This window comes from Aquimarina hainanensis (assembly GCF_042684685.1).
GTDB lineage: Bacteria > Bacteroidota > Bacteroidia > Flavobacteriales > Flavobacteriaceae > Aquimarina > Aquimarina hainanensis.
In genome coordinates, this window is the sequence record NZ_JBHULX010000022.1 from 197,983 (window position 1) to 219,055 (window position 21,073).

Annotated in this window: 2 protein-coding genes; both read left to right on the forward strand. The window is 37.0% G+C overall.

Features of this window, described 5'->3' with window-relative positions:
- The first annotated feature begins 17 nt into the window (after window positions 1-17).
- A complete protein-coding gene (locus tag ACFSTE_RS13025; protein ID WP_378253462.1) occupies window positions 18-9,914 on the forward strand; it encodes an amino acid adenylation domain-containing protein in 9,897 nt (3,298 codons plus the stop codon).
- Between the two features lie 15 nt (window positions 9,915-9,929).
- On the forward strand, window positions 9,930-21,068 hold the full coding sequence (locus ACFSTE_RS13030; RefSeq protein WP_378253464.1) for an amino acid adenylation domain-containing protein: 11,139 nt from the start codon (window positions 9,930-9,932) through the stop codon (window positions 21,066-21,068).
- The last annotated feature ends 5 nt before the right edge of the window (window positions 21,069-21,073 follow it).

Here is a 21,073-nt window from a genome sequence, read left to right on the forward strand (position 1 = left end):
GTCAAGAGAAGTCACTCATGGAACAAACAATTGTAGACTTATTCAATACACACTTAGTCCGGTTTCCTAATAAAACCATATATCGTTTTCTAACAAACGGAGAAGAAGAAACAGCTTCGAGAACATTTCAACAATTATATGAACGATCAAAGGTAATTGCATCTCATATTTTAGAAAAAGCAACTCCCGGAGACCGGGTACTGCTATTATACCCTTCAGGGTTGGATTTTACCGATGCATTTTTTGGCTGTTTATTAGCTGGAGTTATTGCGGTACCTGCTTTTCCTCCGCAAGGAAAAAGACGTATAGGGAGACTGGAAACAATTGTAGCAGATTGTAATGCGACGCTTATTATAACTACAGATGAAGTTTATAAAAAGTGCCATAGTTGGTTTAGTGATGAGGTGTTTTCTGAAGTAAAATGGTTACAAACAAATGTCTTGACAACTATTAAAGAAGTCTCAAAAAATGTAGAGATCACAGCGCAAACTATTGCTTTCTTACAATATACCTCTGGATCAACCGGAGATCCCAAAGGGGTTATGGTAACTCATCAAAATATCCTTCATAATACCAAATTGATCCAAGATTCTTTTCGACTTAGTCCAAAATCAATCGGGGTTACCTGGTTACCTATCTATCATGATATGGGATTGATTGGTAATATTCTGGAAGCACTGTGTGTAGGGTTCGAATTGATTATCATGTCTCCTACTTCTTTTATTCAGAAACCAATACGATGGTTACAAACAATATCAGACTATAAAGCAACCTATAGTGGAGGTCCCAATTTCTCCTATGATTTATGTGTCAATCAAATTCAGGAAGAACAACTTAAGGAACTAGATATTTCAGGATGGAAATCTGCATTTAATGGATCAGAACCTATTCGTCTAGAGACACTACATCGTTTTGTCGATAAGTTTGAAAAAGTAGGGTTCAAAGAAAAAGCACTATTTCCGTGTTACGGGATGGCAGAAACAACATTGGTGGTAAGCTCGAGTAAATACACAAGTGTACCGAATATGTTATATCTGGAAAAAGATAAATTCCATCAAGGAATAATTAGCATACATCGCGAAGAAAAAAAGACCAACCAGATTGGTTTTGTCGGCAATGGACCTGTTTTAGGAGATTTAAAAGTAAAAATTGTAAATCCGGAAACCAGACAAGTTTGCAAAAAAGGAGAAATTGGAGAAATATGGGTAGCAGGAAAAAGTATTGCCAAAGGGTACTGGAACCGTGAAAAACTAAGCCAGGAAATTTTCTTGGCGACAACAGTATATGCTAATGGAAAAGAAAATACCAAAGCCGGTACTTTTTTGAGAACCGGAGATATGGGATTTTTTCATGAAGGAGAATTATTTGTATCGGGAAGGTTAAAGGAAGTAATGATATTTAATGGAGCAAATTACTATCCGCAAGATATAGAGAAAACGATACAGGAAGCTCATCCAGATCTTCAGAATAATGCGGGAGCTGCTTTTGAAACAGTTATTGATGGAGTTGCGCAATTAGTAATTGTTCAGGAAGTAAAACGAACCAGTATGCGAAATTATAATTTCAAAGAAATTGTAAAAAGCATTTGTGATTCAGTATTTCAGGAACATGAGCTTGGAGTGTATGGTATTCTTATGGTAAAACCAGGACGTGTGTCTAAAACGTCTAGTGGAAAAATACAACGTGTAGGTGCTAAACGAGCCTATGAGGCAGGAGAAATAGATGGTGTATTAGAAAGCTGGGATAAGAAAACAGTATATCGTACTACTGAGACGAATGAAATATCCCCAAGAGCAGAGGTAAAGAATACAAGAAAAATTAGCAATACTCATATTACACTTTGGTTGCAAAAAACGATAAGCACTGAATTACAAATCCCTGAGAATAAAATATATCCTACGACATCTTTTTCTGAATTAGGAATGAGTTCGGTACAAATGATCAGGCTTTCAGGAATGCTATCAGCGTATGTAGAAAAAGAAATTTCTCCGGCATCTTTATACAGTTACTCTACAATTGAAGAATTATCGAATTATTTATTCCCTGAAAGTAAAGAAGAAAGCTCCATTGTAGCAGAAACTACTTCTCATAAAGAACCTATTGCTATTATTAGTATGGCAGGGCGATTCCCGGGAGCAACTTCTATTGAGGAATTTTGGAAAAACCTAAAGACAGGAAAAGATGCGATTGTAGAGGTTCCTAAAGATCGTTGGGATGCGAATACGTTTTATTCTGACCAAGAAGACTTTGGAGGAGATAAAATGAATACAAGATGGGGAGGTTTTCTCTCAGAAGTTGATACTTTCGATGCAGGTTTTTTTAACATTTCTCCCAGAGAAGCAAATAATATGGACCCTCAACAGCGAATGCTACTTGAGTTGTCGAATGAATTGATAGAACGATCCGGATATTTGCCAAAGGGTTTTAAAAACTCTAAAACAGGTGTATTTATTGGGATCGTACATAGTGATTATGGAGCCTTATTAAAAGATAGCGAAAAAGATATCTATTCCGGAACAGGAGTAGCATTAAGCATTGCTGCGAATAGAATTTCCTATCAATTCGGACTAAATGGTCCTAGTATGGCTATTGATACAGCTTGCTCTTCTTCTTTAGTAGGTGTTCATATGGCGGCTCAAAGTCTTAGAAATGGAGAATGTAGTATGGCTATTGCAGGAGGAGTGAATCTTATTTTATCTCCAGAACCAACAGTGGCTTTATCTCAATCTAATATGATGGCGATAGATGGACGATGCAAGACATTCGATAATACCGCTAATGGATATGTGAGGAGTGAAGGAGGAGGTTTGGTTTTGTTAAAACGATTATCTGCTGCCTTAGAAGATAAAGATACCATTTTAGGTGTTATTAAAGGATCAGCTATCAATCAAGATGGAAAAAGTAACGGTCTTACAGCTCCTAATGGATTGGCTCAGGAACAAGTGATACAAGAAGCTCTAAAAGTAGCAGATGTAGCTCCGGAAACTGTATCATATATAGAGAGTCATGGAACAGGTACTTCCTTAGGAGACCCAATAGAAATAGAAGCCCTCCACAATACGTACAGAAATGGAATAAAAAAAGAGGCTCCTCTGGTAGTAGGTTCAGTAAAAGCAAATATTGGTCACCTGGAGTCAGCAGCAGGGATTGCAGGGTTAATAAAAACGGTATTGTGTTTTCAACAACAGGAAATCCCTAAGCAATTACATTATCAAACACCAAATCATCATATTAACTGGGAGCGTATGAATATACAAATCCCGAATGCGATTATACCTTGGAAGAAAAATGAAGGGAGTAGAAGAAGAGCAGGAGTAAGCTCTTTTGGTTTTGGAGGAACTAATGCACATATAATTTTGGAAGAAGCCCCAGAAGTAACCAATCATTTATCTATTGAAAGTGATATAAACAATAGAGCTGTAACGATATTACCAGTAGCAGCAAAAGAAGCAAAAGCAGTAACTCAACAATTACAGCAATTAGCAAAATATGTAGAAAATAACCCGGATATTGAGCTGAAAGAATTAGCCTATAACCTGGCAACCAGACGAACACAGTATCACACAAGAACAAGCATTGTCTGTCGTGATAAAGAGGCATTCCTCTCAGCGATTAAGAAGGCAGATTATATAGTAGAATCATCAGATCCGAAGTACCCTGTAAAAACAGCTTTTTTATTTACAGGACAAGGTGCTCAGTATTTCGAAATGGGAAAAAAACTGTATGAAACAGAACCTGTTTTTACAGCGACATTAAACACTTGTATAAAAGTATTAAACCCTTATTTATCAAAAGACTTATATAGCCTCTTATTCAAAGAAAAAGAAGAAATACATCAAACAGTGTATACCCAACCAGCATTATTTGCGATCGGATATTCATTAGCAAAATTATGGGAGAGCTGGGGAGCTTCCCCGGAAGCTGTTATGGGGCACAGTGTAGGAGAGATAACTGCTGCATGTATAGCGGGGATATTTAGTCTGGAAGATGGAGCGAAGTTAATTTGTCACAGGGCTAGATTGATGCAAGATATTCAGGAAAAAGGAGCAATGGTATCCCTGCACCACTCACATCGAGAAGTTATAAAATACCTGGATTCATATCCGAGGGTTTCCATTGCAGCAATTAACAGCCCTAATCATACCGTGATATCAGGAGCAGAAAAGGAAATAGCAGCCTTATGCGAGGTATTTACAGATCAGCAAATTAAATATAAGTATCTAAAAGTATCTCACGCATTTCATTCTCCGCTAATGAATCCAATGCTAGCAGAATTTGAAAAAATAGCTGCTACAATAACATATCATCGACCAAACTGTAAATTAATAGGGAATATTAATGGAGAATTAGTTGACGCAGAGATCACAACCCCTTCTTATTGGGTTAATCATATAAGTGCTCCGGTGGATTTCCTTAAAGGAATGTTGACTCTGGAAAAGATAGGAATAGATGCCTATATAGAAATGGGACCTCACCCGGTATTAACTACTAAGGGGAGTCAGTGTGTCCATGATAGCACAAAAGCAATCTGGTTAGCTTCTATGATTAAAGGAAAAGAAGAAAATACCCAATTGTTAGAATGTCTCTCTGAGTGGTATCTATGTGGAGGAAATGTACAATGGGATCAAGTCTTTATTAACAGAGAAACCAGAACAATCACGATCCCGACGTACCCATTCCAAAGAAAGCGCTTCTGGGCAATTCCCTTAACCAAAAAAGAACAAAATATTCCCATTGCTATAACCACAACTTCTGAAAAAAAGCAACCTATGTCATCATCCACATCAACAATATTTAAAGAAATAGAAGCGTATCTGAGAAAAACAATTTCTGCAACCCTTCAAATGGATCAGGATGAGATATTGTTAGATAAGTCATTATTGGATTTTGGAGCAGATTCCCTAGTCCTGTTAGAAGTGACAAAAAAAATAGAGAAACAGTACAAAATTAAAATTCCGATAAGAAGAGTTTTTGAAGATTTATCAAACCTAAATAATATTATCAGATTTATTATTGAAGAAAAAGGGCTCTTGGAAGAAGAAACGAGTGTAACAGCAACGGTACCACTAGTAACATCTGAATCATCAATAAAACCTATAGAGACGACGCCTTCGATCTCTTCTCAGAATACAATCTTGCAGGAGAATAATGGATTAGATAGTTTGTTACATCAATTTTCGAATCAAAATTCCTTATTGTCTAAACATATTTCAGAACAAAATGAAATTCTGTCAAGATACATACAATCTTCTTCTGGATTAGAAGGAGTAAAAGTCGCGCAATCAGTGGTGATGTCGGACAAAAAAATCGTAGCGACTCCTAAGAATAAGTCTGGATCAAAGTCCAAAGAAGTAGTGCTGCCCGGAGGAGGGGGAAGTGTTGATATTTTCTTTCAAAAACTACCCGATAATCAGGAAAAACAATTGCCGAAATTAATAGAAGCATATACGACAAAAACAGCTAAATCAAAAGCATATACTGCAAAATATAGAGACGTTCATGCGGAGTATCTTTCTTCGGCAGGATTTAGAATGTCAGTAAAAGAAATGGTATATCCGATTATTAGTGAATCAGCACATGGAGCAAGATTTATAGATATTGATGGGAATGAATACATAGATATCACTATGGGATATGGATCCTGTATCTTCGGTCATCAACCGGATTTTATTGTAAATGCGATAAAAGCACAACTCGACAAAGGGATCAATATAGGTCCTATGAATGAACTCTCGGGAGAAGTAGCTTCTTTAGTCTCAGAACTGACGGGATTAGAGAGAGTTTGTCTGGCCAATACGGGAACAGAAGCAGTTTCATTCGCTATGCGATTAGCAAGAACCGTTACTCAGAAAAATAAGATTGTAATATTCTCTGGATCCTATCATGGACACCTGGATGGTGTATTGGGAATTCAGGGTGATGAGCAGACAGATCCAATGGTTCCAGGTATTACACATAATATGGTAGAAGATATTATCGTATTAAACTATTATGATGAAGATATGCTGGATCAGATCCGAGCTCATAAAGATGAATTGGCAGCAATCATGGTAGAACCGGTACGCAGTAGGTTTCCGGAATTTCAACCAAAAGAAATTCTTACGGCATTAAGAGAACTTGCAACAGCATTACAGGTTCCTTTGATTTTTGATGAAATGGTTACCGGCTTTAGAATAGGACCAGGAGGAGCACAAGAATATTTTGGAATCAAAGCAGATATTGTTACCTATGGTAAAATTGCCGGAGGAGGAATGCCTATTGGAATCGTTGCAGGAGCAGCAAAATATCTGGATGTAGTAGATGGAGGTGTATGGAAGTATGGAGATACATCCTATCCGGAAACGACTAAAACATTAGTAGCGGGAACCTTTGCAAGACATCCGCTGGCTATGGCAGCTTCAAAAGCGGTTTTGGAAAAAATAAAAGAATTTGGGTATCAGGCGTATGTTGCATTAAATCAAAAAGCAGATGATTTGATGAATAGGATAAATGAGTTCTTCAAGAAAGAAGACATTCCGGTCGAAGCTGTAAATTTTGGTTCTCTGTTCCGGTTTAAGTTCAGAGGAAATTTCGAGTTATTTAAGTATCATATGATTGCCAAAGGAGTTTATGCCTGGGCAGCAAATAACCTCTTTATAAACTTTGCACACGATGATAGTGATCTGGAAAAAATATACAGATGTGTTTGCGAGAGTGCTTATATGGTATATAAGTCAGATGGAACAGAAGATTATGTGTTTCCAGAAGAAGTCGCTGTAGAGGAAGAAAAAATAATGGCTTTTGACATGACTTTGGCGCAAAAGCAATTATATCTATTGCATGAGATACATCAGGAAAATTCATTGGCATATACCCAAACATTTAGTTTAGAACTAACAGGGAATGTAAGTTTTACAGCCTTGAAAATGGCAGTTAATGAATTGGCAGAAGACCATTGGATTTTAAAAAGTAAAGTAGCCCCAGGAGGAGAACAATTTATTATTGACAAAACGGTAAAAATCCCTATTACAAAAGTAGATCTATCCGAAACAGAAGATACTTTCGAAATCGCTTTTCAGAAGCTGGTAGATGAAAGTTTAGCAACTCCTTTCTCTTTTGAAGAAGGACCATTAGTACGCCTGAGTTTTATAAAACAGAATAAACAGAAACATATACTCCTGATATCAATACACCATATTATTGCAGATGGGTGGTCTTGCTCCTTGTTTTTAAAAGGAATATCAGAAAATTATAATGCTATAGCATTAGGAAAAAGAAAGCAAAAGAAACAATACATACAATTTAATGCATATGCAAGCTGGCTGGAGCGAGAAAAAGAAACAGAAGAGTGGCAGGGGCATGAGCAGTACTTATTAGATACGTTTTCTGCAAAACAATGTAAAGTTTCGCTTTTTTCAGGAGAGAAAAATAATGGAGAAGGAAGCCATCAAAGTCACTCCAGAGAGATTTGTATCTCTTCTCTGGAAATGGAAACCGTAAAGAAATGGAGTCAGCAAAATGGTGTAACATTATTTATGACACTATTATCGGCTTTTGAAATACTGTTGCTAAAATTAACAGGACAATCAGAACTGGTCATGGGAATTCCAGTTGGAGGAAGAGATATGGAAGGAGTAGAAAACTCCATAGGGTATTATTCTCATATCATGCCATTAGCGACCTCATATGATAAAGAACAAACTATCAAAACATATCAGCAGGAATTAAAAAAACGATTGTTCGAAGCATATGACCACCAAACCTATCCATATGCTGAATTTTTAAAACTGTTACAGGATAAAGGTTACGATGCTACTGATAACATAATCAATGTCCTTTTTAATTTTGATGTGGGATTAAATGCATTGGAAATGGATGGACTGGCGGTTAATATACATGAGCATAAACCCCTATATGCTAATTTTGATTTAGCCATTAATACCCTGGAAAAATTCGGAAATTTCCATATTACGCTAGATTATAAAACCTCTTTTTTAAGTGATGTACTGGCAGAAGAAATGCTACAGTCATTTCAGCACCTGGTATATGAAATTACAAAGAAAGCTGAAGAGAAATTAAGCACTTTGACATTGATATCCGAACAGCAAGAAGCGAGGATATTAAATGATTTCTCTCTTTCTAAGGATATATACCCCATAGGGAACCTGGTTTTGGAAGAATTTACAAAAAGGGTAATAGAAAACCCGGAAGCTGTAGCAGTTGTATATAAAGATATAGAGTTGACATATCATCAACTTGATGAGCAATCAAATCAATTGGCACATTATTTACGAAAAAACAATGTAGTATCAGGAGAACTGATCGGAATGATGATGAGCAGATCCCCTGAGTTGTTGGTAAGTATTTTTGGGGTGTTAAAATCAGGAGCCGGATATGTACCTATAGATCCTGGTCTTCCTCAGGAAAGAAAGGAATATATTATTAAAGATGCACAGGTAAAAATGATCCTTACAGATCAAGAAGAACCGATACCGTATATGAAAGATAGTGACGTTCGGGAAATATCGGTGCAAAGAGATAAAAAAGATATAGAAAACGAATCCAGAAACCCATTAGCACAGACTATACAGCCATCAGATATTGCTTATGTGATTTATACTTCGGGAAGTACAGGAAACCCCAAAGGAGTTGTTCTAGAGCATGGTCATCTTTCTAATACCATTCTTCCTCAGGTAAAGAAATTCGGAATAAGCCCAGAAGATGCGTGTTTGCAATTTGCAAGCCCTTCATTTGATGCTTCTGTATGGGAGATATTTATCACATTATCAGGAGGGGCAACCTTGTATATTATAGAAGAAGAAGCAAAAGCAGATACAGAACTATTTAGTGATTTTATCGAAAGACATCAAATTAGTTGGGCAACTTTACCCCCTAGTTTTTTTAAGCTTCTAGACACAGATAAAATTGTAGGAATTAAAACAATTATAACGGCAGGAGAGCAAGCAGATATAGAGAAGTCCGCACAATATGTCAAAGGAGGCGGTATATTCTTCAATGCTTATGGACCGACAGAAACAACAATATGCGCGACTGTTTTTGATGGGGCAATCATGTCTTCTGGAGTTCCGATTGGTCGTCCTATTGCTAATACCAAAGCCTATATTCTAAATGAGAATCTGGAAATACTTCCTATAGGAGCAGTAGGAGAATTATGTGTGTCAGGAGCCGGAATAGCAAGAGAATATTTAAATCAGGAAGAGCTGACAGCAGAACGATTTTTACCGAATCCATTTAGTGAGGGGGAACGTATGTATAGAACTGGAGATTATGCCAGATGGCTCCCTGATGGGACAATCGCATTTGTAGGCAGAATGGATAATCAGGTCAAAATAAGAGGGTATAGAATAGAATTAGGAGAGATAGAAAATGCAATAGATCAATTAACCGAAGTAATAAATGCTTGCGTAATAGCTAAGGAAGGAAGTAATGGACAATATAACCTGATAGCTTATGTTGTAGGTCAAAATTTTGATAAAAAAATTGCACAGCAGCAGTTACAAGAAAAATTGCCAGCATATATGATCCCTGCAATATGGATTATAGTGAAAGAAATGCCACTGAATACTAGTGGGAAAATAGATAAAAAAGCTCTTCCAGAACCAGATGTTTCTACTTTTTCAGGAAGTGAATATATAGCAGCTACTACAGAGACTGAACAGGAACTTACCCGTATTTGGCAAGATTTATTAGGCGTTGAAAAAATAGGTGTTAGAGATAATTTCTTTGAACTGGGGGGGAACTCTCTGATAGCAACAAGGCTTGTTGCAGCACTGCGAACCACTTTCGAAATAGAAATCTATATCAAAGACATTTTTGTTTCCAGAACAATAGAAGAGTTAGCGGCTTATGTAGATGCTTTCCGGGAAGAAAACAAGACTTCAGAAGAAGAATATGCTGTAACTATCAACTTATAAGGCTGCTTTTTAAAAATGAAAAATAATGTAATCGAAATCCTTAAGAAAGTTAAAAAAGAGGATTCAAAACTGGTACTTAATGAAGGAGCACTTCAGATAAAATCAAAGAAAACTTCAATTGATCCCGAATTGCTCCAATCTATAAAAGCAAATAAAGAAGATATTATAGCCTATCTGGAACGGTTTAACAACCGAAGAAAATCTTCAATAACAGAGTTTTTACAAGCAAATAAATTAGAAACTTCGGATCCAATCCCTTTGTCTTTTGGGCAGGAACGTCTTTGGTTTATAGATCAGTTACAAGGAAGTACTGAATACCATATGCCTGGAGTGTTTTATCTCAAAGGAAAAGTAGATTGTACTGCATTAGAAGCTTCCTTTAAAACCATAATCACCAGACATGAAGTTCTCCGTACGACAATTACTTCTTCTCAGGGAGAAGGCTTTCAGACGATTATGCCGGCAGATGACTGGTCTTTGGAAATACAAACAGTTTCTGAAACAGCAGTTATTGACGATATACTGTCCGAATACATAAATACACCTTTTGATTTATCAAAAGATTATATGTTGCGAGGGAGGCTGTATCAGACAGGAGAACAGACCTATATCTTGGTATTGGTGATGCATCATATTGCCAGTGATGGCTGGTCTAATAATATCCTGATTAAAGAATTTGTAAGCTTGTATAGTGCTCTTAAAAATGGAGTTACTCCAACGTTACCACATCTGCAATTCCAATACAAAGAATATGCTTTTTGGCAGCGAAGCAGTGCAGAAGAAGAAACGCTTCAGGATCAATTGCAATATTGGGAGTCCAAATTAGAGAATGTAACTCCGGTTTTAGTACCGACAGATTTTCCTAGACCTTCTCAGCAAAGCACAGAAGGAGCTGTGATTCATTATGAATTGAAAGAAACGCTAAAAGATAAACTCATCGCCTTATGCGAAAAAGAAGGAGTTACCCTGTTTATGACATTGATTACTGCTTTGAAAGTAGTTCTTCATAAGTATACAGGACAAGAAGATATCTGTATTGGGACTCCAATAGCGAATAGAACGCATCAGGAATTAGAAGGGTTAATCGGTTTTTTTATCAATACATTGGCGTTGCGAACAACAGTCAATAGTCAAGCGGATTTTAAGACAGTATTACAAGATGTAAAAGAAACGACCCTGGAAGCATATGATCATCAAATGGTTCCTTTTGAGAAAGTGGTAGATAGAGTCGTCAGTTCTCGCGATATGAGTATGACTCCTGTATTCCAGGTGATGTTTGTATTACAAAATACTCCGGATAATCAGGAAATCACAATGGAGGATGTTGTATTGACGCCTTATGAATACGGAGCGACAACTGCTCAGTTTGATATTTCTTTAACAGCTACAGAAACACAGCATGGAATCTCCCTAGAAATAGAATACGGCACTGCCATCTTTAAAGAGGAGACAATGCGGCGAATGTTTGTGCATTTTGAAAATGTATTACACAGTATGGTATCATCGGTAGAAACCGCTGTAGCACATTTATCAATTATAAGTAAAGAAGAAAAGTATCAGTTGCTTCAAACATTTAATGATACAGCATTTCCTGTTCCTCAGGATCAGACAATTCTGAATATTTTTAAAGAGCAGGTAGAAAAAACGCCAGATGCAATTGCGCTGATTTATGAGCATCAGAAATTGACATATAGAGAGTTGGATGAAAAATCTAACCAGTTAGCAAATTACCTGATTGCTGTAGGAGTAGAAGAGAAATCTTTTGTAGGAATATGTATTTCCAGATCCATTGAGATGATTATTGGAATTATAGGAATTTTAAAATCCGGAAATGCTTATATCCCAATAGATCCTTCTTATCCGGCAGAGCGAATAGCATATATGATAGAAGATTCAGGGATTCAGGTAGTTGTGAGTAGTCGTATGGATGCTCATTTGGTGAGCTCACCAAAGATTATTCAGAAAGTATTACTGGATGATGATTGGGCAAAAATTAATGCCTATCCAATGCATTCGACACCGGTACATGTAATGCCGGATACCACAGCTTATGTGATTTATACCTCAGGAACCACTGGAAAACCAAAAGGAGTCGAAGTAGGGCATGCTAGCCTGTATAATATTTCTCTTAGTTGGGAAAAAGAGTTCGAATTAGATAGTAACACCAGATTATTGCAGATGGCAAGCTTCTCTTTTGATGCTTTTACAGGAGATGTCTGCCGAAGCCTGTTGTTTGGAGGACAAATGATTATTTGCTCAAATGATATTCGTTTTGATTTAGAAGGTCTATATGCCCTCATTGCAGAAAGAAAAACAAATGTTATAGAATTGACTCCTTCTTTAGGAGTACCATTAATGGATCACATTTATGACAATAAACTTGATTTTTCCTGGGTAAAGATCCTTAATCTGGGATCTGATACATGCTCTTCAATAGACTTTCAGAGAATACAAAGACGCTTTGGAGATCAATTTCGAATCATCAATAGCTATGGAGTAACAGAGGTAACCGTAGATAGTTCTTATTATGAAATTAAAGATCCAGCATATTTAGATGATTTGACCAATGTTCCCATTGGAAAACCGATGCAAAATACGTGTTTTTATATTGTAGATCCTGCTCTAAACTTATTGCCAGTAGGAGTCGTAGGAGAATTGTGTATAGGAGGAGCAGGATTGGCAAAAGGGTACCTTAATAGACCCGAGCTGACACGAGATAAATTTGTAAAAAATCCGTATGCATCAGACGAACTGATGTATCGTACAGGTGATTTAGCCAGATGGTTACCAGATGGGAATGTAGATTTTATAGGACGAGGAGATGATCAGGTAAAAATTCGGGGATATCGTATTGAATTGGGAGAAATAGAAAATGTACTGATCCGATTAGAAGCAGTAAGTGCTTGTTGTGTATTAGCAAAAAAAGACAGTGCCGGGAGTAAACGATTAGTAGGGTATGTAGTTACAAAAAATGAGTTTGACAAAGCCTATTTGGAAGCTCATTTAAAAGCCAATATGCCAGAGTATATGGTCCCTGCATTATGGGTTCCTTTAGAAGAAATGCCCCTAACTAGCAATGGAAAATTGGATAAACGTTCTTTGCCCAACCCGGATGCTTCTGCTTTATTACAAAATGAATATGTAGCCCCCAGAAATGAAACCGAGTCAGTTGTAGCAGATATTTGGAAAAAGCTCTTACAGGTAACTAAAGTCGGCGTTACAGATGATTTCTTTACCTTAGGAGGACATTCATTAATGGCTACCCGATTGGTTTCTATGATACGAAATGAACTGGGAGTAGAAATAGCTATTAAAGACATTTTTGTACATCCGACGATCGAAAAGCTGACAGAAGAAGTTATTAGCAAAGCTCAAAACACCTTGTTGTTACCTCCTTTGGAACCACAGGTTCGGGAAACGTTGATCCCTTTGTCATTTAGTCAGGAAAGATTGTGGTTTTTAGATCAGTTACAAGGAAGTTTAGAATATCATATTCCAGAAGTATTTCGTCTCAAAGGAAAGTTAGATGCTACTGCACTGGAATTAACGCTGAAAGGAATTTTGTCAAGGCACGAAGTATTGCGTACAGTAATACAACCGGTAGATGGAGTGGGGTATCAAAAAGTGTTAACAATTGATCAATGGGAAATGACCAGTGTGCAGGTCCCATCAGAAGAAACATTGCAACAACTATTACCAGCTTTTATTTCACAACCTTTTGATTTATCAAAAGATTATATGTTGAGGGCGTGTTTATATCGTATTTCAGAAGAAGAACATATTCTTTCATTAGTGATGCATCATATTGCTAATGATGGATGGTCAGACGTTATTTTGGTCAAAGACTTTGTGCGTTTATACGATGCATATAAAAATAATACTTCCCCAGATATTGAAAAGTTACCATTACAGTATATCGATTATGCAATATGGCAGCGAAAGTATTTGACTCAGGATATTTTAGAACAACAATTATCATATTGGGAGGCTTGCCTGTCGAATACAACTAGTCTTGCATTGCCTACAGATTATACCAGACCGGCTATTCAAAGTACTTCCGGTGCTATTATTAATTATGAGCTGGACGCAAAAATGAGAACGCAACTTCTTTCATGGAGTAAAGAACATGGGGTAACCTTATTTATGACAATGTTATCTGCGTTTAAAGTGATGTTATATCGATATAGCGGACAGGAAGATATTTGTGTGGGAACGCCAATTGCCAATAGAACACACCAGGAACTTGAAGGGCTAATCGGTTTCTTTATTAATACATTGGCATTGCGATCACAATTAGATGGGCATGGAAGCTTTGAAGAACTCGTTAATCAGGTAAAACAAGTAACACTGGGAGCGTATGATCATCAGTTGGTTCCGTTTGAAAAAGTGGTAGATAGAGTAGTTTCTGTTCGTGATATGAGTACAACCCCACTGTTTCAGGTGATGTTTGTATTACAAAATACTCCAGATGTGGATGATATTACAATGGAAGGAGTAACGCTTTCTCAGTTCGAATTTGAAACCATCACTTCTCAATTTGATATCTCATTAACCGTAACAGAGTCAGAAAAAGGAATCTCTCTAGAGTTTGAGTATTGTACAGATTTGTTTAAGGAAGATACGATACATCGTATGATCCGACATTATGAAAATATATTAAAAAGTGTCGTTCAAAATACTTCTTATTCCTTGTTAGAATTACCTATGCTTTCAGAAGAAGAAAAAGAACAGTTGGTAACAGCATTCAATCCTCCTTCTATACAGATTTCCACAGAAGAAACAATCTGTGATTTGTTTAGAAAACAAGTGCTTTTAGTACCTGATAAAGTTGCGGTGGTATACAAAGAACATACACTCACATATCAGGAACTGGATCAAAAGTCAAACCAATTAGCACAGTTGTTATTGGATAGGGGGGTAAGCGGACATACAATGGTTGGGATTTGTCTATCCAGATCTGTTGAGATGATTGTAAGTGTATTGGCGGTCTTAAAATCAGGAGGAGGGTATGTTCCTATCGATCCGGAATATCCAGAAGATCGAATTAACTATATGATCGAAGATGCAGGAATACATACGTTACTCAGTACGGAAGTCGATATTCAGAAGGTAACTTCTTCTAATAGAGGAAAAGCAATCATACTAGATCTTGATCAGGATAAACTTAGTAGATATCCTACTACTACCTTATCTGTAGAAATCGGACAAGAGCAAACAGCTTATGTTATTTATACCTCCGGGACTACAGGAAGACCAAAAGGGGTGGCAGTTTCTCATGGAGGGGTATACAATATAGCACATGGCTGGTTGCAAGCATATTCATTGGATAATACAACCTGTTTGCTACAAATGGCTAGTTTTTCATTTGATGTATTTACCGGAGATCTTTGTCGTAGTTTACTATCAGGAGGGACAATGATTATCTGCCCTACCGATATTCGATTCGATCCTCCAAGTTTATATACATTGATAGCAACACATCAGGCAAATATAGTAGAGCTAACGCCCGCTTTAGCAGTTCCGTTAATGGATCACATTTTTGAAGAAAAACTGGATTTTTCCTGGATGAAGTTGTTAATTCTGGGATCGGATGTATGTACTTCCGCTGATTTTCAGCGGTTGCTATCACGTTTTGGAAAAGCATTTAGAATTATTAATAGTTATGGGACAACAGAAACAACGATTGATAGTTCTTTTTTCGAAACTACAGAAACTTCCAGTTTAGAAAAATTACCCAATGTACCTATTGGAAAACCAATGCAAAACACAAAGTTCTATGTGTTGGATTCAGCGCTACAATTACTTCCCATTGGTGTTATAGGAGAATTGTGTATTGGAGGAGAAGGAGTTGCTATAGAATACCTAAACCGCCCGGAATTAACAGCAGAAAAGTTTGTTTCAGATCCTTTTGATAAAGGAAAGCGAATGTATCGTACAGGGGATTTAGCACGATGGTTACCAGATGGGAATATTGACTTTATTGGAAGAGGAGATAATCAGGTAAAAATACGAGGATACCGCATTGAATTGGGAGAAATAGAGAAAGTATTAGTCTCCCATGAATCAGTTAAGAGTTGCTGTGTAGTCGCTAAACCAGATCCAGGTGGAAACAAGCGTTTGATCGGATATGTGGTTACAACCATCACAACAGAAAATAAAGAAATACTACAGGAGTACCTAAAAGAAACATTACCAGAATATATGGTTCCGATGATTTGGGTGTTTTTAGAAGAAATGCCTCTGACCAATAACGGGAAATTAGATAAAAAAGCATTACCAGATCCTGATACTGCTTCATTATCGACAATCACTTATGTAGCAGCCAGAAATGAACAAGAAGAAACTTTAGTCACTATCTGGCAAGATTTATTACAGGTGGAGAAAATAGGGGTGCATGATAACTTTTTTGAATTAGGAGGTCATTCCCTTCTTGCAACACGATTGGTATCAGTTCTTAGAAAATCACTTTCATTAGAAGTAGCCATAAAAGATGTATTTCTATACCCAACAATTGCAGATTTAGGAAGGTATTTGTTGGCCAATACAACTAGCAATAGAGCAGTGTTACCGTCCATCGAAAAGCGAGAAAGAACCGAGTTTATGCCCTTGTCTTTTAGTCAGGAAAGATTGTGGTTTTTAGATCAGTTACAAGGAAGTTTGGAATATCATATTCCGGAGGTGTTTACGATACATGGAGATATTGATTTTGTAGCTTTGGAGAAATCGCTGCGAGAAATCATTGAACGACATGAAGTATTACGTACTGTTATTCGATCTAATGAAGGGGTGGGATACCAAAAGCAAATAGCGGCTGATGCCTGGTCCTTGGAGTGTGTTCGATTAAAAGAATCAGAAACCGTACAAGAAGCTGTAGAAGCGTTTATCGCGCGACCTTTTGATCTGTCTTCAGATTATATGCTGAGAGGCTGTTTGTACGAACAGGAAGGGACTTCTTCCGTTTTAGCTTTGGTAATTCATCATATTTCCAGTGATGGTTGGTCTGATACGGTATTGTTTAGTGAGTTTTCTGAATTGTATAGACAGTATAAAAATGAAAAAACACCAAACCTGTCAGATATTCCATTGCAGTATGTTGATTACGCTGTATGGCAACGAGAGTATTTTACTCCCAGCCTGTTAGAAGCACAATTATCGTATTGGACGAATAGTCTCGAGGGAATTACTCCATTGCTATTACCAACAGATTTTTCCAGACCTTCTATAAAAAACACAGAAGGATCAGCACTTCGATATACAATGGATGCCGAATTAACCAGTGCAATAAACAGGCTAGCAAAAGAGTCAGGTACAACGCTCTTTATGGTATTGTTAGCATCTTTTAAAGTGTTGCTTTACAAATACACAAGTCAGGAGAATATATGTGTCGGAACTCCTATTGCAAATAGGACACATCAGGAACTTGAAGGATTGATAGGTTTCTTTGTGAATACCCTGGCATTACATACACCTATTACAGGCACCTATAGCTTTTTGGAGTATTTACAAAAGGTAAAAGAAGTGACTTTAGGAGCATATGAACATCAGTCTGTGCCTTTCGAAAAGGTCGTGGATCGTATGGTAGAAACAAGAGATATGAGTATGAATCAGTTGTTTCAGGTAATGTTTGTATTACAGAATACACCAGAAGCAATAGATGTAGTTATGGATGATATAACATTAACTCCATTTGAACATAATGCGACAACCTCTCAGTTTGATGTAACATTAATAGCGATCGAAAAAGAAGAAGAACTCATTATAGAGTTAGAGTATTGCACAGCCCTATTCAAAGAGGAAACGATGCACCGTTTTCTTAAGCATTACGAGAATGTTTTAAGGACGGTTACCCAAAATGTTTCTTCAGTTATTGGTGCTATAGAGATTATTTCCAGAGAAGAAAAAACACAGTTACTTCAGGAATTTAATAATACATCGGTTACCTATCCTTTAGAGACAACAATAATTGATTTGTTTTCTGAGCAAGTGAACGTAAGAGGGCAGGAAACTGCAGTAATCCTTAACGGAGAAAGAATTACCTATGAAGTCCTAGACCAGAAGTCAAATCAATTAGCAAATTATCTGATAATATCCGGGGTGCAGCAAGGAGCATTATTAGGAGTATGTATGTCTCGTTCTTTAGAAATGATAGTTGGTATTTTAGGAATTTTAAAAGCAGGAGCCGGATACCTGCCTATTGACCCTTCCTATCCATCGGAACGTATTATGTATATGCTGGAAGATGCAGATGTAAGAACTGTTTTAGGAAATAATACCAGTCCTGAGTGTATAAAAACTATATCAAAAGCAACATTACTTTTAGTAGATAGTGAATGGGAGACTATTGAAGAGATGTCAATGGGATCTCCTGAGATTTCTATTTCTTCAGAAGATATCGCATATGCAATATATACTTCTGGATCAACAGGAAAACCCAAGGGGACATTGATTCCACATAGGGGAGTTGTCAGATTATCACAGATGGATGTAATTCCGCTGGGAGACCAGACAACCATACTGCAATTATCATCCGTATCTTTTGACGCAGCTACTTTCGAGATATGGTGCTCTTTATTACAAGGAGGAACATTAGTATTATATCCATCTGATATAATTGATTTATCGATTATCAATGAAAGTATTTCTAGACATAATGTTAACACCATCTGGTTAACCTCAGCCCTTTTTGATCAGTGGGCGAACAGTGATATCGCTTCTCTAAAATTAGCCTATATTTTAAGTGGAGGAGATGTTCTGAATCCTCAGAGTGTTGCCAAAGTTTATAACACATTACCATCAGTACAAGTTGTAAATGGATATGGACCAACAGAGAATACCACCTTTACATGTTGTTATACTATCCCAAGAAGTTTGGAAACCAACAAGAGTATCCCATTAGGACCTCCTATTTCCGGGACCACCGTTTATGTATTAGATGAAAATATGCAATCTTGCCCTGTAGGGGTCATAGGAGAATTGTGTACAGCTGGTCTTGGTGTATCTACAGGGTATCTTAATCAGCCTGAATTGACAGCTGAGAAATTTGTAGCAAACCCATTCAATCCACAAGAAAAAATGTACAAAACTGGGGATTTGGTTCGATGGCAAGTGGATGGAACTATTGAATTTATAGGGAGAAGGGATACTCAGGTAAAAATAAGAGGATTCCGGATTGAATTGAGTGAAATAGAAAATTGCCTTTCCGAGCATACAGATATAAAAGGATGTTGTGTTTTAGTAAAAGAAGATGAGCATCGCAATAAACGTATCGTGGCGTATATTGTTATGGATGATTCATTGCAAACAGAAGTGTTAAAGGAATATCTGAAATCACGATTACCGGATTATATGATTCCTGCGATATGGGTACCATTACAAAAGCTGCCTCTTACAGCTAACGGTAAACTGGATAAAAAAGCACTGCCTGATCCAGATATATCAACGTTACTAACGTCTAAATATATTGCTCCTGAGACAGAGTTGGAAATTGAATTAGCACAAATTTGGCAAGAGCTTTTAGGTGCTTCTCAAATAGGGATAGAAGATAACTTTTTTGAGTTGGGAGGAGATTCAATTATAACCATTCAACTGGTAAGCAGGATCAAAAGATTGGGGTATACTTTAAAACCAAAAGATATTTTCGAACACCAGACCATTGCATCATTAGCTGAAATGATTACTAATCATACAGATCTGATCCTTGGCGAGCAAGGATTGCTCCGAGGAGAAAGTGCGTTGTTACCTATTCAGCAATGGTATTTTGATGAGGTACATGTAGAGAATAAACAGGTATTTAATCAATCTGTTTTAATGGAAATAGATAAAGGGATTAATGAGGCATTTTTAGAAAGAGCGGTTGAAGAACTGGTATTACAACACGATGCATTACGTTTTGCGTACACAAGGAAAAATGAAGGATGGAAACAGGATTATACCGATAGGATTCCGTCTTTACTAATAGAAAATCTCCAAGAAGAAACACAGCAAAACCTCGGATCTTCTATTGAGCAGGTTTGTAATACCTATCAGAATGAAACCACACTTGATAAGGAACATGTTTTTGCAGTCGTACTTATTAAAACACCCTCGAAGGAAAAAAATAACAGGTTATTCCTGGTAGCACATCACCTGGTAATTGACGGAGTTTCATGGAGAATATTGCTTGATGATATGCAGGCGATTATTAATGCTTTGAAAAGAGAACAAACTGTAAAGCTTGGAGCTAAAAGTAGCTCTTACCGAGAATGGGTTACTGCGATGCAAAAAATAGCCAATAGCCAGTCTGTATATAGTCAGTTATCTTATTGGAAATCCATTACTCAATCATATAGAGTCTTACCAACAGACTATAAGGTAGCACTTCCTAAGAAGAGAAAAGACGTTGTGGACTATACCATAACCCTGGATTCCAAATACACAAGTATGTTATTGCAGGAGATCAATCAGGTATATGCAACAGAAATTAATGACATACTTTTAAGTTGCCTGAGTAAGACCATAGGAAAATGGTCAAGTCATTCCAAAATAGTCATAGGGATGGAAGGACATGGGCGAGAAGTAATAGCCACCGATATCGATGTTAGTAATACGGTAGGTTGGTTTACGAGTTTATATCCGGTGTGTCTGTCCTATGACGATCAAATGGATGATGGCACTTTAATAAAGTCGACCAAAGAAGAACTTCGATTGATTCCGGATAAAGGGATTGGGTATGGAGCACTTAAATACCTACATCCGTCAGATGAGGTAAGAGAAGTATTTACAGATAATCGATGGGACATTGTTTTTAACTACCTGGGACAATTAGATAATACCCTGGACACTATTGATTGGTTGGATAATGCCAAAGAGAGTTCCGGAATAGAAATAGCAGCAGGACTCTCTTTTACCAGTAAACTGGAAATCAATGCTTCTATCTCTTCCGGGCAATTGTTAATTACCTGGAGTTACGCTTCTAAAGAGTATAAAGAAAGTACTATAGCAGAAATTGCACTTCAATACATCACTAATTTACAAGAGTTAATTATGCATTGCTTACAAAAAGAGAATCAGGAGCTGACACCATCAGATTATGGGTTAGAAAAAGAAGTAAGCCATGAAGAGTTAGATGCATTTTTTGAATCAACATCAGAATCAGAAGAATTATTTAAATTTTAAGGGGG

Excerpts from the sequence above, each read along its gene's own strand:
- ACFSTE_RS13030 (WP_378253464.1), top strand. The coding sequence starts at position 9,930 with ATGAAAAATAATGTAATCGAAATCCTTAAGAAAGTTAAAAAAGAGGAT.
- ACFSTE_RS13025 (WP_378253462.1), top strand. The coding sequence starts at position 18 with ATGGAACAAACAATTGTAGACTTATTCAATACACACTTAGTCCGGTTT.